The organism is Micromonospora sp. NPDC048905, assembly GCF_040649655.1.
In the GTDB taxonomy this organism is placed as follows: Bacteria; Actinomycetota; Actinomycetes; order Mycobacteriales; family Micromonosporaceae; genus Micromonospora.
Map to the genome: position 1 here is coordinate 300,765 of NZ_JBEZFV010000006.1, position 15,937 is coordinate 316,701.

Sequence of the window (15,937 nt, forward strand, 5' to 3'; positions counted from 1 at the left end):
CTCTCGACGCGACCCCTGCCGGCCACGCCGTCACTACTTGTTAACCTGACACCCCGGGCTCGCCGAGCGGTCGCCACCTGGCACCCGAGCCTTCTGGAGGCGGAAAAGATGCCAGCGATCGTGCTCATCGGCGCTCAGTGGGGCGACGAGGGCAAGGGCAAGGTTACCGACCTGCTGGGTGAGCGGGTCGACTACGTCGTGCGCTACTCCGGCGGCAACAACGCCGGGCACACGGTGATCACCCCGGACGGCCAGAAATACGCGCTGCACCTGATGCCGTCCGGCGCGCTCTCACCGAACGCGATGATCGTCATCGGCAACGGTGTGGTGGTCGATCCGAAGGTGCTGCTCGCCGAGATCGACGGCCTGGCCGAGCGCGGCGTCGACGTTTCCCGGCTGCGGATCTCCGGTGACGCGCACCTGATCATGCCGCACCACCGGGCACTGGACCGGGTGATCGAGCGCTACCTCGGCTCGTCGCGCATCGGCACCACCGGCCGGGGCATCGGCCCGGCGTACGGCGACAAGGTCGCCCGGATCGGCATCCGGCTGCAGGACCTGCTCGACCCGGGCATCCTGCGCAAGAAGCTGGAACTCGCCCTGCGTGAGAAGAACCAGATCCTGTTCAAGGTCTACAACCGCAAGGCGATCGACCTCGAGGCGACTGTCGAGGAGTACCTGGCGTACGCCGAGCGGCTCAAGCCGTACATCGCGGAGACCCGGGCGATGCTCTGGGACGCCCTGGACCGCGGCGACACGGTGCTGCTGGAGGGTGCGCAGGCCACCATGCTCGACATGGATCACGGCACGTACCCCTTCGTGACCTCGTCGAACCCGACCGCCGGTGGTGCCTGCGTGGGTGCCGGCATCCCGCCCACCGCGATCAACAAGGTGATCGCGGTGAGCAAGGCGTACACCACCCGGGTGGGCGCGGGGCCGTTCCCGACCGAGTTGTTCGACGCCAACGGCGATCACCTGCGCAAGATCGGTGCGGAGTACGGCACGACCACCGGGCGGGAGCGCCGGTGCGGGTGGTTCGACGCGGTCGTCGCCCGGTACGCCTGCCGCCTCAACGGTGTAACCGACCTGGTCATCACCAAGCTGGACGTGCTCACCGGCCTGCCCAAGGTGCCGCTCTGCGTCGGCTACGAGATCAACGGCGTCCGGGTCGACGACATGCCGATGAGCCAGACGGACTTCCACCACGCCACGCCCGTCTACGAGGAGCTCGACGGCTGGTGGGAGGACATCACCAAGGCCCGCACCATCGACGACCTCCCGGAGAACGCCCGCCGCTACATCGCGAGGGTCGAAGAACTCTGCAACACGAGGGTGAGCGTCGTAGGCGTAGGCCCAGGCCGAGAAGAAAACGTAGTCCTCCACCCCCTCCTCCCCTAACCCAACCCACCACCCACCCCACCCCCCCTGGCGCCGGTGATCAAGAAGTTTCCGTCAGTATTCGGCGCGGAATTGACGCAAACCTCTTGATCACGAGGGGCAGCGGGGAGGGAGTGGGGGAGGGGTCGGGTACTAGGGTTATCCACAGGGTGGTGGGGGTTGTCCACAGGGGCTTTGATGGGGTTGGGTCGGTGGGCAGGGTGTTGGTGTGCGAGCACACCAGCTACTGCGCGACGTCGCGGCCCGGCAGGACGGGATGGTCACTCTGGCGCAGGCGTTGCGCGCCGGACTGACCAGGGACCAAGTCCGGCAGTTGCATCGGTCCGGCAGGTGGCAACGGCTTCTGCGCGGCTGCTTCCTGCCGGACGCGCAGCCGAGTGATTCGACACTGCGGCGAGCGCGGATTCGGGCGGCGGTCGTAAGCCTCGGACCGGGCGCCTTCGCCGTCCTGGACACCGCGCTGGAGTTGCACGACATCGCTGGTCTTCGCCGGAGTCCAGACGTTCATGTCTCGGTTCCGGTCGATCGACCGCGGCCTCAGCGCGTCCTGGCACCGTGGCTGGTCGTCCACCAGGTGACCGTCGCCCCCGGCGAGATAGGGGAGGTCGCGGGCGTTCGCGTGACCGCTCCGCTCCGCACGGTCTCGGACGCCATTCTCCGGGTTGATCGTTTTTCGGCCGTCTCGATCCTCGACTCGGCGCTGAACCGGGGCCGCATCACCCCGGCGCACCTGGACGTGATCCCGAACCTGATTCGGGGGCGACGAGGTGCGGTCACGGCACGATCCTGTCTGGCTGAGGCAGACGGGCGTGCCCAGTCGCCGCTCGAGACCCGCACACGATTGCGGTGCGTGGACGGGCGGGTGTCGCCAGACACGCTGCAGTTGGAGGTCCGTGACAACGACGGATACCTGCTCGGAGTCGGCGACCTCGGGTGGCGTGGCCCGAGAGTGATTGCGGAGGCCGACGGTCGTGACGCCCACGGCACGCCGGAGGCGGCCTTCGCCGACCGCCGCCGCCAGAACCGAATGGTCAACGCCGGCCGGACGATTCTCCGCTTCACCTGGCAGGACACCCTGCGCCCCGACTACATCCCCTGGACCGTCCGCCAGGCGATCACGGCGGCCCGACTCTCGCGTCCGTGATCAAGAGGTTTGGGTCAGAAACAGGTCGATGCCTGACGCAAACCTCTTGATCACCAGCGGGCGGAGGGTGGCGGAGGGTGGCGGAGGGTGGTCGGGGGTGGGCGGATGGCGGTCCGCGGGGGTTGGAGCGGTGGGCAGTAGGATGCGGGGTCGTGCGCGTTCTTTTGGTGGGTGGTGGCGGGCGGGAGCATGCGCTCGCGCTCGGGTTGGTGCGCGATCCGGCTGTTTCGGCGCTGATTGCTGCGCCGGGCAACCCGGGGATCGGCGCGGTGGCTGAGCTGCGGACCGTGACTCCGACGGATCCGGCCGCGGTCGCGGCGCTGGCCGTGGAGACAGCCGCCGACCTGGTGGTGATCGGCCCGGAGGCGCCGCTGGTCGCCGGGGTCGCCGACGCGCTACGCGCCAAGGGGATCGCCGTGTTCGGCCCCTCCGGTGCGGCCGCCCAGTTGGAGGGCTCCAAGGCGTTCGCCAAGGACGTGATGACCGCCGCCGGCGTGCCGACCGCCCGAGCGTACGTCTGCACGGACGCGGAGAGCACCGCCCGGGCGCTCGACGCGTTCGGTGCCCCGTACGTGGTGAAGGACGACGGTCTCGCCGCCGGCAAGGGTGTGGTGGTGACCGACGACCGGTCCGCCGCCCTGGCGCACGCCGCCGACTGCGGACGGGTCGTGATCGAGGAGTTCCTCGACGGCCCGGAGGTCAGCCTCTTCGTGGTCACCGACGGCGAGGCGGCCCTGCCGCTGCTGCCGGCGCAGGACTTCAAGCGGCTCGGCGACGGCGACACCGGACCGAACACCGGCGGCATGGGCGCGTACGCACCGCTGGCCTGGACCCCCGCCGGCCTGGTCGACGAGGTCATGCGTGACGTGGTCCACCCGACCCTGGCCGAGATGCGCCGTCGGGGCACCCCGTTCGCCGGCCTGCTCTACGTCGGGCTCGCGATCACCGCAGCCGGCCCTCGGGTGATCGAGTTCAACGCGCGCTTCGGTGACCCGGAGACGCAGGTGGTGCTCGCGCTCCTGGAGACCCCGCTGGGCGGGCTGCTGCGCGCGGCGGCCACCGGCACGCTTGCCGAGCATCCGCCGCTGCGGTGGCGGGACGGCAGCGCGGTCACCGTGGTGCTCGCCGCTCCGGGCTACCCGGCCGCGCCGCACACCGGCGACGTGATCACCGGCGCGGACCGACCGGGCATCATCCACGCGGGCACCGCCCGCCGGGCCAGCGACGGCGCGTTGCTCTCCGCCGGAGGCCGGGTCCTCTGCGGTACGGCCACCGGCCCCGACCTGGCCGCCGCGCGGGATGCCGCGTACGCGCTGGTGGACGGCGTGGAGTTGGCCGGCTCGCAGCACCGCACCGACATCGCCGCCGCCGCGATCGACGGCCGGATCACGATCCCGAGCTGACTCCCCGCATCGGTGGGCGGGTGCCTGCCTCTCACCGCGAACGTCCGCAGGGGCGGTCGGGCTGATGGAGGATCCGACCCCCGGTTCCGGGCCGTAGCTCGATGCCTCCGTGCCGGCGGAGCGGATCGGCGTGCGCGCGGCCAGGATGTTCGCCACGCTCCGGTGCCGCCGCACGACACCCGAGGCCCGTGCACGATCTGCCACCACCCGGCCCGCCGACAGTCCAACACCACCCTCCTCGTCCAGCGTGCCGACCGAAGGGGTGGATGAGCCCGTCTGGTGAGGTTGTCGCCCCCGTGGGGCAACCCGACGTTGCTCGGGCCACGACTTAGCGGTGTCGGAGGCACAGCGACGGGAGGAGTGGAGATGCGGGTTTGCGGACGATCACCGTGCTGTTGGTGGCCGGTGGGAGGACAGGTCCGAGGATGCCGCTGAGCCGGAGATCGGTCGAACGGTCCGCGGCCGACGCGGACTACACCGAGTGCGTTCGCGCTGGTCTGCCGCAGTGGCGCCGGACGGCGTACCTGATGTGCGGTGACTGGCATCAGGGCGACGACATCGTGCAGCGGGTGCTCACCGAGCTGTACCGCAACTGGCCCCGGGCTCGGCGGGCCGACAGCCTGAATGCGCTGGTCCGGACGATGTTGATGCGGCGGTTGATCGACGAGCGGCGACGCGGCTGGGCTCGGGTGCTGCTCACCGACCTGCTACCGGAGCGGCCCGCACCGACCGCCCCGGATGCCACGGAGCGGCTCGATCTGGTTGCGGCGCTGCGCCAGGTCGCGCCGCGGCAGCGGGCCGTCCTGGTGCTGCGGTTCTTTCAGGACCTGACGGTGGAGGAGACGGCACAGGCGCTGGGCTGCGCGCCGGGCACCGTCAAGAGCCAGACCGCCAAGGGGTTGGCGACGCTGCGAGGACTGCTCGCCCCCGTCCGAAACGACGTGCCGACCGCCATGCAGACCGGCAAGGCGAGTGGCACGCCGACCAACGCGTGGGCCCACGGGAGTTGACAATGATCGACGAAATGGATGTGGCGCGCTTGATGCGCGCCGAGGTCGAGGCGGCCGAGACACCGTCCGCCGTGGTGAACATCGAACGGGCGATGACCGCCGGGCGGCGGCAGCGCTGGTACGTGCGCAGTGCGGGCGCCGCACTGGCGGTGGTCGCGGTGGTCGTCGGTGCCGTCACGGTGCCGGGCCTGGTCGCGCCGCCGGACGGGTCGCCGTCGGCGACGCCGTCGTCACTGAACCTGTTCGGCGCTCTGGCTCCGCTGGAGCCGTACACCGGGAAGGTGCCGTCGCCCGACACGTCCCGGATCCCGGCCGCCTTGGAGACGATCGACCCGACCGTTCAGTACATGCGGTTCGGTTGGTTGCCGTCGGGCCTGGCCAGGCTGAGTTACTCGGCGGGTGTGTCGCCTCTTGGTCTGGGTGTCTCTCTGAGCGGGAGTGGCGGCGATCCGCAGAACTGGGCGGGAGTTTCGGTCGATCTCTACCCGAAGGGGGTGACGCCGCAGGCGCCGCAGGTCATGGGCATTGACCAACGGGCACCCGTCGTGAGCACGGCGCCCGCGCCCGATGTGCGGGGCGCGACGGCGACCTTCACCCAGTACGACGTCGACGGCACTGACCGGCTCTCCCTCCGCTGGCAGTACGCCCCGGACGGCTGGGCCGAGGTCGATGTCGCAACCTGGGCGGAGGGGCAGGACGCCCGCGAGATCGCCCTGCACGTGGCGCAGAAGCTCAGGTTCAGCACGACCGAGCGGGTGAAGATGCCGGCCCAGGTAAGGGGGGTGCCGCAGAACCTGCGGCTGATCAATGCCACGGTTCAGGGGCCACTGACCCCGGACGGCTGGCGGTGGTACGCCAACGTCATGTACAGCGCCGAACCCGCCACCGCTAGCCCCGGTACGCAGTGGTCGAAGACGCTGGACGTCGGCTTCTCCCCGTACGTCGAGATGACCGACAAGATTCGGGCCGAGTTGAACGGGAAGCTGTTGCACGAGCCGCCGAACACCACCATCGACGGTCATCAGGCGGCCTTCTACGCTGCCGCTGATCCGAGCGGGTTGGAGAGGCTGGATGTGATTGACGTGCGGGGGATGGTGGTCCGCATCGACGCGCACCGCGGCACGCTCGATGAGCAGGGCACGAAGGGCCTGTTCCAGCGCCTCGACCTCGCCGGGGCCAAGCAGGACTGGCGGCCCTCGCTGATGGTCGACTGACGGGCGCGGTCACCGCCCCGGAACTCACCGGTTCTCGCCGGCGGTTCCGGGGCGGTCAGCCGTAGTAGCGGCGTAGCTCTCGGCTGAGCACCTTGCCGGTGGCGTTACGGGGCAGGTACTTCACGAGGATCACGTCCCGGGGAACGGAGAATCGGGCCAGGTAGTGTCGGACGTACTCGCGTACCGCCTCGGGGTCGAGCGTCTCGCCCGGGTGCAGGGCGAGGAACGCGGACAGCCGCTGGCCGTACTCCGCGTCCGGCACGCCGATCACCGCCGCCTCGCGGACCTGGGGTAGTTGGGTGAGCAGGTCCTCCACCTCGGATGGGAAGACGTTCTCGCCACCGGAGACGATCATGTCGTCGGCTCGTCCGTCGACGAAGAGCAGCCCGTCGGGGTTGAGTCGGCCGAGGTCACCGGTGTCGAGCAGGCCGTCGTGGGTCTCCCGGCTGGCACCGGAGGTGTACCCCTCGAAGAGCATCTCGTTGCCGACGAAGATCCGCCCGACCTGGCCGGGCGGCACCGGCTGCCCGTTGTCGTCGAGCAACTCCAGCCGGGTGCCGTGGGGTGGTCGGCCGGCCGTGGTGGGTGCCTGGCGCAGATCCTGGGGAGCCGCGAGGGAGGCCCAGGAGACCTCGGTGGAGCCGTAGAGGTTGAACAGGACGTCGCCGTAGACGTCCATGAACCTCGGAGCGAGCCCGCCGGGCAGGGCGGAACCGCTGACCGCGACGACCTTGAGCGGGGGGCGCGGGTCGGGCGCGGGCACCTCCAGGAGTCGCTGCACCATCACCGGTACGGCGAACAGCGCGTCACACCTGTGCGCGGTCAGGGCGGTGAGCGTGGCGACCGGGTCGAAGCGCCGGTGCAGCACGATGGTGGCCCGCAACGCGAAACAGACCTGGAGGGCGGCGAACCCCCAGGTGTGGAAGATCGGTGCCGCGATCATCACCCGGTCCCGGGCGTGCAGCGGGATGCGGTCGATGATGGACACCAGCGGGCCGAAGCCGCTCGGCGTGGGTCGGCGGGCGCCCTTGGGCGCACCTGTCGTGCCGGACGTGAGCACGATGATCCGGCCGTCCCGCTCCGGCGGCTGTAGGTCACCCGGCAGCGCCCCGGCGACCAGTTCCTCGCGGCCTCGTTCGTCGAGGCGGGGCAGTTCGGCGGGGAGGCCGAGGACCCGCTCGGCGAACTCGTCGTCGTGCACCAGCAGCCGCAGCCGCTGCTCCTCGGTGACGGTGCCCAGTTGGGCGGCGGAGAGCCCGGTGTTGACCAGCACGGCGTCGACGCCGAGCAGGGTGGCCGCGACGATCGTCTCGATCAGCCCGTGATGGTTGCGGCAGAGCACACCGATCCGGTCACCGGCCTGGACGCCGAGGCCCGCCCGCATCGAGCGGGCCATCCGCTCGGCCCGGTCGAGCAGATCGTGGTACGTCAGCTCGACGCCGTTCTCGTCGATGACCGCCGTCCGGCCGGGGTCCCGGGCGGCTGCCTGGCGCAACTCGCCGCCCAGGCTCCATCCCCACGTCCGCAACGCGTTGAGCTGCGCGGCGACCCGGACGGGGCTGCCGGGGGTGAGCAGTCCACGGCGGGTCAGCGTGGCGATGATGAACGGCAGGTCCATGCCGCAGACCTCCTCGGGGTGGTGCGCGGACAGGGCAGCGGATCTTCCCCGTCCGTCAGGGCGTCGTCCTTGATCATGCACTGGGTCCGGCGGAAGGCCCAGTTCACGTCCGTGTGGGGTGACGAACACGGCACAGATCGTGGAATCCGGTGGCGGCCGCGGTATGTGAATCCCGCGGCCTCGACGCCCGCCTCCGCCGAGTCAGCGGATCTGCGTCCCGGAGATCGCGCGGGAGATGACCAGTCGCTGGATCTCGGAGGTGCCCTCGAAGATGGTGTAGATCTTGGCGTCGCGGTACCAGCGCTCCACCGGGTGATCGCGCAGGAAACCGGCACCGCCGAGTAGCTGCACCGCCTTCTCGGTGACCGACACCGCGACCTCGCCGGCCTTGAGCTTGGACATCGATCCCTCGCCCGCCGTGAACGGGCGGTTGTTGCGGCCCATCCACGAGGCACGCCAGACCAGCAGCCGGGCTGCGTCGATCTCCATCCGCATGTCGGCGAGTGCGAACGCGACGGCCTGGTTCTCGATGATCGGCCGTCCGAACTGGACCCGGTCCTTCGCGTAGTCCAGGGCGTACTCGTAGGCGGCCCGCGCCACACCGAGCGCCTGCGCGCCGACGGTGGGTCGGGTCAGTTCGAAGGTGCGCATCGCGGCCTGCCCGGTGGCCCGCTGACCGGAGCGGGCCCGGTCGAGGCGTGCCAGCAGGGCGTCTCGTCCGCCGAGCAGGCAGCGGCCGGGCACACGTACCCCGTCGAGGAAGACGTCGGCGGTGTGGGACGCGCGCAGGCCGAGTTTGCGCAGCTTGCGGGTGGCGGCCAGGCCGGGGGTGCCCGGGGGTACGACGAATGCGGCCTGGCCGCGGGAGCCGAGCGCGGGGTCGACGGAGGCGGTGACGACGTGCACGCCGGCGATCCCACCGTTCGTGGCGTACGCCTTCTGGCCGTTGAGCACCCACTCGTCGGTGGCCTCGTCGTAGACGGCCCGGGTGCGCATCGCGCCGACGTCGGAGCCGGCCTCCGGCTCGCTGGAGCAGAACGCGGCGACGGCGGGTGAGTCGACGTCGCCGAAGCACTGCGGCACCCACTCGACCAGCTGGTCCGGCGTGCCGGTGCCGTAGATGGCGGCGACGGCGAGCGAGGTGCCGAAGATGGAGAGGCCGATGCCGGCGTCACCCCAGAAGAGTTCCTCGCTGGCGATCGGCAGGGAGAGCCCGGTCGGGTCGGCCCAGCAGGTGGCGAGGAACTCGAAGCCGTAGAGGCCGACCTTCGCGGCCTCCTGGATCACCGGCCACGGGGTTTCCTCGCGCTCGTCCCACTCGGCGGCGGCCGGGCGCACGACCTCGGCGGCGAAGCCGTGCACCCAGTCGCGCAGATCCCGCTGTTCCTCGTTCAGGTCGAGCGAGAACTCGGCCATGTCAGGCCTTGGGGATGTCGAACAGGTTGGCGATGTTGGCGGCGAGGCCGAGGTCGCCCTTCGCCTTCAGCTTGCCGGTCATGAACATCATCACCGGGTTGGCGCCACCGGAGACGATCTTCAGGAACTCGACCGGGCCCATGGTCAGGCTCAGCTTCGGGTCGTGCTGCGGGGTCTCGTTCACCACGCACGTGCCGTCGGCGATGACCACCTCGTAGGTGTCGTTGCCGCCGTCGGGGCGACCGGTGATGACCCAGTGGATGACCGCGTTGGTGGAGCCGGCCCGGTCGGCGCGGAACAGCGACGGCATCCGGCCGAACACCTCGCCGAGCACCTTGCCGCGCAGGTCACCGGACATCACCTGGGCGATCTTGTCGTCCGGGGTGGACTTGACCAGCTGGGCGAACTCCTTGGGGCCGACGTTGGCGAAGGTGGCCGGGTCGAAGTCAGTCATCAGGTGCGCCTTCCGCAAGATATGGCTACTCGTGCGTAACCCTACGCACGAGTAGGTATGCTCGCAAGGTGTCCACACCGCCCGCCTTCAAGCGCCTGCCACGCGCCGTTCGTGAGCAGCAGATGCTTGACGCGGCCGTCAAGGTCTTCTCCCGACGTGGCTTCCACGCCGCCAGCATGGACGAGATCGCCGAGGATGCCGGCATCTCCAAGCCCATGGTGTACGCGTACCTCGGCACCAAGGAAGAACTCTTCGTCGCCTGCCTGCACCGGGAGGGCACCCGCATGATGCAGGCCATCGCCGGCGCCGCCGCCCCCGACCTGCCGGCCGACGTTCGGCTCTGGCGAGGGCTGAAGGCGTTCTTCGGCTTCGTGGGCGCGCACCGCGACGGCTGGGCGGTGCTCTACCGGCAGGCTCGGGGTGAGCAGCCGTTCGCCGGCGAACTGGCCACCATGCGTGCCCGGCTGGTCGAGGTCGTCGCCGGAATGCTCGACCACGCACTGCGCGCCGAGGGTCGGGAGATCGCCGCCGTCGACCTGGAGGTCGTCGCGTACGCCCTGGTCGGCGCCACCGAGTCGCTTGCCGACTGGCTCGCGGACCACCCCGAAGCCGACTCGGAGAAGACGGCCACCCGGATGATGAACGTGGCCTGGCTGGGCGCCGGCCAACTCCTGCACGGCGTCGTCTGGCGCCCGGCCGCCGACTGACCCCGCCCCGAAGCCCGCGCACCGGCCGGGCCGCCCCGAGATCAGCGCGCCGGCTGGCCGCCCGAGATCAGCTCACCGGCATCCGGCTCGTCCGCCGTCGCCGATCGCGCGGATCGGCGACGCCGGCCGAGCCAGCGGACCACCTCGACCATCGTCGTCACCCCCAGGGCGAGGCCCAGACCGAGCAGGAGCCCACGCAGCGGGTCCTGCTCGAAGGCCATCCCGCCGAGGTATCCCACCAACCCGGAGTAGAGCCCCCACGAGCCGGCGGCGAGCGCGTCGAAGACCAGGAACCGTCGGCGGGGATAGTGCACCGCGCCCATGGTGAGGGTGACCGCCGTCCGGCCGCCCGGCACGTAGCGGGCCACGGTGAGGATGAGTCCTCCCCGCGTGGCGATGCCCCGACGCGCCCACTCGATGGCCCGCCTACGCCGACCCTCGGGTGGGAGCCGGTCGAGTAGCCGGGTGCCACCACCCCGGCCGATGGCGTACGAGACGTGATCGCCGATCAGTGCCCCGGCCGCGGCCACCAGGATCACCGCGGGGAGGTACGGCGCGCCGGAGGCCGCGAACACCCCGGCGGTGATCACCGCCGTCTCGCTCGGCACCACCGGAAAGAAGCCGTCGAGCACCGCGATCGTGAAGATCGCCAGGTACACCCACGGCGAGGACATCGTCTCGTGCAGCAGGTCGAGCAGATCCATGCCCCGATGCTGGTGTGGGCGGCGGTTCCTGCCATCGGCCAGTGGTCAGCGGGACACCATCACTTAGGTCTGGTTCGGCCCGGAGGCCGGGTAGGGGTCATCCCCCAGGACACCCGCATCCGACGGTGTGGGGCGAGCCGAGCCTTCGGCGGAGCCCTACGCTCACCCCGTGGCCACCAGCGCCGTCGCCCTCCGGCGGGTCGTCCAGCGGTACGCCCCGCTGCTGCTCGCCGTCCTGGTCGCCGTGGCCGTCTGGGCCAGCGCGACAGGTGACCTGGGAGTCCGCTCGCCGCTGCCGGGCGCGGTCGTGCTGGCCATCGCCGTGGGCTCGGGCTGGGCCGCCAGTACGGTCCGGACCCGTCGCTGGCCGTTGTTCCTGGCCGCGACGGCCAGCTGGTTGGTGCTCGCCGCCGCGGCCGCCGGAGTGGTCGCCTCGTACCAGGCGGGGCTGCGGCTGCGGGGCCGTCGGCTTGCCGCCTACCTCGTCGGTGCGGCCACGGTGCTGGCCGGTGGGGTGCTCGTCGGGCTGGCGGTGGGCGGCGTACGCCGGATCACCACCGCCACCACCGGCAACGTGTTCTTCCTCGCCGCCGGTCTGGTCGGGCTTCCGTTGGTGTTCGGCCTCTGGGTGCGGGCGCGCCGGGAGACGCTCGCCGCCCTGCGGGACCGGGCCGAGCGGTTGGAACGTGAACAGGAGGCCCGCGCCGACCGGATCCGCGCCGAGGAGCGGACCCGGATCGCCCGCGAGATGCACGACGTGGTCGCGCACCGGGTCTCGCTGATGGTGGTGCACGCCGGGGCGCTGGAGGTGACCGCGACCGCTCCGGCGACAGTCGAAACCGCCGCGCTGATCCGGACGACCGGGCGGGAGGCGCTCACCGACCTGCGCGAGGTGCTGGGTGTGCTGCGGCAGGCCGGTCCGGCAGTGCTGCCGGAGCGGGGGCTCGACGCGTTGGACGAGTTGATCGGGGAGTCCCGTGTCGCCGGGTTGCGGGTGCACCGGCGGGACGAGGGAGTTCCGACGGCGCTACCGGCGACGGTGGGGCGCACGGCGTACCGGGTGGTCCGGGAGGCGCTGACGAACGTGCGCAAGCACGCCGCCGACGCCGAGACGACCGTGTGCCTGCGCTACCTGCCCGACGGGCTGGAGGTGCGGGTCCAAAACGGTCCGTCCGAGGGTGGCCAGTCCCTGCCCGGTTCCGGTCAGGGGCTGCTCGGGCTGCGCGAGCGGGTGGAGTTGCTCGGCGGCCGACTGGAGGCGACCCCGGTGGACGGCGGCTTCCTGGTCCGCGCCCTGATCCCGCTGGCGGGTGCGGCGTGATCCGGGTGGTGGTGGTCGACGACGAGCACCTGCTCCGCGCCGGGCTGCGGCTGATCCTGGAGGCGGCCGAGGACATCACGGTGGTGGGCGAGGCGGCGGACGGCGCCGGCGCGTTGCAGCAGGCCCAGCGGTTACGTCCCGACGTGGTGCTGCTCGATGTGCGGATGCCGGGCGTCGACGGGCTGACCATCGCGCCCGACGTGGTCGCCGCCGGACCGAAGGTGATCATGTTGACCACCTTCGACCTCGACGAGTACGTGCACCGGGCGCTGCGGGCCGGCGCGGTTGGCTTCCTGCTCAAGGACACCCCGCCCCGGGAGTTGGCGGCAGCCGTCCGCACGGTGGCCGCCGGCAACGCGATGCTCGCCCCGACGGTCACCAGGCGCCTGCTCAATTCGTTCGCCGAGCGTGGCCCGGCCCGCCGGGAGGCGGCTCGGGAGCGGCTGGCGCCGCTGACCACGCGGGAGTTGGAGATCGTCCGGGAGGTGGCCCGCGGGCACGGCAACGCGGAGATCGCCAGGCGGTTGACGATGAGCGAGGCCACCGTGAAGGCACATGTCAGCCGCGCGCTGGCCAAGCTCCAGGCCGGCAACCGGGTGCAGTTGGCCATCCTGGTGTACGACGCCGACCTGCTGTGACGGGTGTCCCGCCGCCACCGGTCCGGTCAGTGGCGCGACCGGTGTCGCAGCCAACGGATGCCCTCGATGCCGAAGGTGACGAGCACCGACAGGCCGATCCCGGCGAGGACGCCCTTGACGGGGTGGCGCTCGAAGGCCAGCCCACCGAAGTAGCCGAGCAGCCCGCAGTACAAAGCCCAGGTGACCGTCGCGATCGCGTCGTAGAGCAGGAACGACCGGCGGGGATAGCGCACCGCGCCCATGGTGAGGGTGACCGCCGTCCGGCCTCCCGGCAGGTAGCGGGAGGTGGTCAGGATCAGCCCGCCGCGCCGGTTCAGCGCGCGTCTCGCCCATTCCGAGCTGGCCCGTCGGCGGCTGCCGTCGGGAAACCTGGCGAGCCGGTTCGCGCCGCCACCGCGCCCGATGGCGTACGAGATGTGGTCGCCGGCGCAGGCGCCCACGGCGGCGGCGACGATCACCGCCGCCAGGTTGGGATTGCCGCTGGTGGAGAGCACGGCGGCGGTGATGACGGCCGCCTCACCGGGTACGGCTGGAAAGAACGCGTCGACCGCCGTGAGCCCGAAGATCAGCAGGTACACCCATGGTGAGGTGACGAGCTGTCGGAGCAGGTCGAGCGCGGAGTCCATGCCCCCATGCTCGCCGGGCACGACCGGTCCCGGTGCCGAAGCGGCGGTATAGGGAGGGTCGGGTTAGGCCGAGTGGACCAGGGCTGGTTGGGCGAGCAGTGGGCCGTGGGGGGTCTTGTCGTCGGCGGTGGGGCCGCGCGAGGTCAGCACCACCGGGGTGGCCAGCTCCGTGCTTATCGCCTCCGCCCAGTCCGCCGGTGGATCGTCGTAGAGCGGGCGGGAGCGCAGCAGGCGGGCGGTGAGCGCGGCCTGCCGGTCCAGGTCACCGGGTGGGCCGGGGGTGAGCCGGTCGGTGGTGTCGTAGCGGCGGCAGATCCGCAGGTCGGGGCCGGTCAGATCGAGGTGGGTCAGCGCCAGGCCGTCGACCCCACCGGCCGCCGCGAGGGCGTACCGGTGGGCGACCGCATCGAAGTGGCCGAACCGGAACCGGCCCTGCCACGGGTTCGTGGCGTTGTGCCTGTCGGTGAACGACAGGCTCGGGTCCTCGGTCACCAGCGGGCCGGCACCGTGCCGGGTGGTGACGATCCGCAGCACCCCGATCCGGGTCGCGTCGCCGGACCGGCCCGCCTCGGCGAGCAGGCCGTCCACGTTGGCGAAGGTGGTGGTGCTCCACGTCGTGTACGGGTGGAAGCCGTGCCACTCGTCGAGCAGCACCCCCTGTGCCCCCTCGAAGACGCAGGTCCCCGCGCGCAGTGCTCCGGCGAGCCAGTTTCCGTCCACGATCGCGACCCGCCCGGCGAACCCGGTGAACGCGGGCAGGCAGTCCTCGACCGGCGGCGCGTCCAGCGGACCCAGCTCGGCGGTCAGCCGGTCCCGCAGGGCGGTCAACCGACGGCGCAGCAGCGCTGGGCTGCGGCAGTCGCCGACCCGGGGCGCGTCGTCGGGGTGGGCGAGACCGTACGCGACAGCCTCGCCCACCCCCAGCCCGCAGGAGCCGTGCCGGTCGGCTCCCCGGGCGATCTCCCGGGCCTGGTTGGCGGCCCGGTGGTACGGGGTGGCGAGCAGCGCGTCCCCGTCGACGGTGAGTCGGTCGAGCGCGTCGGTCACCCCGAGCGTGGCGAGATGGTCGGCCTCGGCGGCCAGCGCCAGCGGGTCCACCACGACGTGCCGCGACAGGTGGGTACGGACACCGGGGTGGAACGTCCCGGCACCGAACTGCGCGAACGTGTGGTGCCGCCCGTCGCGCAGCACGACGTTGTGCGCCGCCTGCGCACCCCCGTTGAAGCGGATCACCGTGTGCACGGGCCGGGTGGCGCAGAGCCAGTCCACCACCGTGCCCTTGCCGGCGTCGCCGTAGCCGAGGTCGACCACCGCCACGTGCCTCACAGCCTCCTCACCCCACCGGCGGTGTCGGTGAACGCGGGCAGCGTCGACACCTCGGCCCGTCGTCCCCGGCCGAGGCGGGCCAGGGCCTTCGAGACGGTGCCGGTGGCGCTGGAACCGGCGTGGTCCAGGTGGCGCAGGCCCTCGTCCAGGTCGATGGCCTGCTCGCCGAGGCCGATGGTGAGCGCGATGGTCTCGCAGACCGCGTCGAGGTCGTCGAGCACGACGGCGTTCTGCCCGAGCAGGTCCCGCCAGAAGTCGAGCACCTTGGCGTTGCCGGCGTAGTGGCTGCCGGCGGGGAGCAGGTAGTAGGTGTCCCAGCGGCGGGTCACCTCGTCGACGACCTGCCGCAGCGGCACGTCCTCGGCCAGGTCGTCGCCGATCAGTTTGGCCACCTCACGAGCCTTCACCTGCTGGTACGCCAGTTCGTCACCGATGATGAACAGGTAGCCGCGCCGGCCGCGCCGGTCCCAGTTGTCGGTGGCGGTGTGCCGGGCCATGAAGTACATGGCCAGCTCGTACGACTCGCTCATCTGCCCGCCGCCACCGCCTTCGAGGACGATCCGGCCGAGGTCGTCGTCCATCCGGTTGTCCGACTCGAACTGCCCGACCTGCAACGGCACCCGGTCGCAGGTGGCGTCGCCGATCGCGCCGAACATGATCTGCGGATCGCTGGCGTACCCCTGCCGTTGCAGCAGCCCGAGCAGCTGCGGCAGCTTGGTCTGCAGGACGCGTGGCACGTTGCGCATCGAGCCGGTCACGTCGAAGAGCACGGCGACGGGGGTCGACCGGGGATGCTCGTCGGAGTCGCGGCTCTCGCGCATCGCGTCGCGGGGATCGAGCGCGGTGTGCACGGTGCGTGCCCCGCTGTCGCTGTAGGAGAAGGCGCTCCGGCCGGTGGACCGGCGGTAGCGGTCGGCGGCGTCGTACACGTCGGTGGACCAGATTCCACTGCCCATGA

Annotated in this window: 15 protein-coding genes; 8 read left to right on the top strand and 7 right to left on the bottom strand. The window is 71.5% G+C overall.

Annotated elements, in window-relative coordinates:
- Positions 1–108: 108 nt before the first annotated feature.
- From AB0C01_RS18350 to AB0C01_RS18370, 5 genes are all read left to right on the top strand, one after another.
- Entirely contained in the window at positions 109–1,398 is a 1,290-nt protein-coding gene (locus tag AB0C01_RS18350) for an adenylosuccinate synthase (RefSeq protein WP_357571671.1), read from the top strand.
- A 574-nt stretch (positions 1,399–1,972) separates the two neighbouring features.
- The gene (locus AB0C01_RS18355; RefSeq protein ID WP_357244129.1) at positions 1,973–2,542 is read left to right on the top strand and encodes a hypothetical protein; all 570 of its coding nucleotides are present in this window, start codon (positions 1,973–1,975) and stop codon (positions 2,540–2,542) included.
- A 152-nt stretch (positions 2,543–2,694) separates the two neighbouring features.
- A complete protein-coding gene (gene purD / locus AB0C01_RS18360; protein ID WP_357571672.1) occupies positions 2,695–3,945 on the top strand; it encodes a phosphoribosylamine--glycine ligase in 1,251 nt (416 codons plus the stop codon).
- Between the two features lie 425 nt (positions 3,946–4,370).
- Positions 4,371–4,955 (top strand): SigE family RNA polymerase sigma factor, encoded by a 585-nt coding sequence (locus tag AB0C01_RS18365; RefSeq protein ID WP_357243469.1) that lies wholly within the window; start codon positions 4,371–4,373, stop codon positions 4,953–4,955.
- A 2-nt stretch (positions 4,956–4,957) separates the two neighbouring features.
- Positions 4,958–6,169, top strand: coding sequence for a hypothetical protein (locus AB0C01_RS18370; protein ID WP_357243472.1), 1,212 nt, complete (start codon positions 4,958–4,960; stop codon positions 6,167–6,169).
- A 55-nt stretch (positions 6,170–6,224) separates the two neighbouring features.
- On the opposite strand, the gene AB0C01_RS18375 is transcribed toward AB0C01_RS18370, so the two are convergent.
- The 3 genes from AB0C01_RS18375 to AB0C01_RS18385 form a co-directional block, all read right to left on the bottom strand.
- Positions 6,225–7,787, bottom strand: coding sequence for an AMP-binding protein (locus AB0C01_RS18375; protein ID WP_357243475.1), 1,563 nt, complete (start codon positions 7,785–7,787; stop codon positions 6,225–6,227).
- A gap of 201 nt (positions 7,788–7,988) precedes the next feature.
- Positions 7,989–9,203, bottom strand: coding sequence for an acyl-CoA dehydrogenase family protein (locus tag AB0C01_RS18380; protein ID WP_357243480.1), 1,215 nt, complete (start codon positions 9,201–9,203; stop codon positions 7,989–7,991).
- A gap of 1 nt (position 9,204) precedes the next feature.
- The gene (locus AB0C01_RS18385) at positions 9,205–9,657 is read right to left on the bottom strand and encodes an SCP2 sterol-binding domain-containing protein (RefSeq protein WP_357243483.1); all 453 of its coding nucleotides are present in this window, start codon (positions 9,655–9,657) and stop codon (positions 9,205–9,207) included.
- A gap of 68 nt (positions 9,658–9,725) precedes the next feature.
- Between AB0C01_RS18385 and AB0C01_RS18390 the strand changes: the two genes are divergently transcribed.
- Positions 9,726–10,364 (top strand): TetR/AcrR family transcriptional regulator, encoded by a 639-nt coding sequence (locus tag AB0C01_RS18390; RefSeq protein ID WP_357243486.1) that lies wholly within the window; start codon positions 9,726–9,728, stop codon positions 10,362–10,364.
- 41 nt (positions 10,365–10,405) lie between these two features.
- Here the strand turns inward: AB0C01_RS18390 and AB0C01_RS18395 are convergent, their stop codons facing one another.
- On the bottom strand, positions 10,406–11,068 hold the full coding sequence (locus tag AB0C01_RS18395; protein ID WP_357243489.1) for a DedA family protein: 663 nt from the start codon (positions 11,066–11,068) through the stop codon (positions 10,406–10,408).
- Positions 11,069–11,237: 169 nt separating this feature from the next.
- On the opposite strand from AB0C01_RS18395, the gene AB0C01_RS18400 reads away from it, so the two are divergent.
- Positions 11,238–12,389, top strand: a complete 1,152-nt coding sequence (locus tag AB0C01_RS18400; RefSeq protein WP_357243491.1) for a histidine kinase — start codon at positions 11,238–11,240, stop codon at positions 12,387–12,389.
- Positions 12,386–13,027: a response regulator transcription factor gene (locus tag AB0C01_RS18405; RefSeq protein ID WP_357243494.1), complete on the top strand. Its 642-nt coding sequence runs from the start codon at positions 12,386–12,388 to the stop codon at positions 13,025–13,027. The genes AB0C01_RS18400 and AB0C01_RS18405 overlap by 4 nt, the downstream gene beginning before the upstream one ends.
- A 26-nt stretch (positions 13,028–13,053) precedes the next feature.
- On the opposite strand, the gene AB0C01_RS18410 is transcribed toward AB0C01_RS18405, so the two are convergent.
- The 3 genes from AB0C01_RS18410 to AB0C01_RS18420 form a co-directional block, all read right to left on the bottom strand.
- Complete coding sequence (locus AB0C01_RS18410) at positions 13,054–13,653, bottom strand: DedA family protein (protein ID WP_357243497.1); 600 nt, start codon at positions 13,651–13,653, stop codon at positions 13,054–13,056.
- Between the two features lie 63 nt (positions 13,654–13,716).
- Entirely contained in the window at positions 13,717–14,979 is a 1,263-nt protein-coding gene (locus AB0C01_RS18415; protein WP_357571673.1) for an adenylosuccinate synthetase, read from the bottom strand.
- Entirely contained in the window at positions 14,976–15,935 is a 960-nt protein-coding gene (locus tag AB0C01_RS18420) for a hypothetical protein (protein WP_357373205.1), read from the bottom strand. Before AB0C01_RS18420 ends, AB0C01_RS18415 begins: the two co-directional genes overlap by 4 nt.
- Between the last annotated feature and the right edge of the window lie 2 nt (positions 15,936–15,937).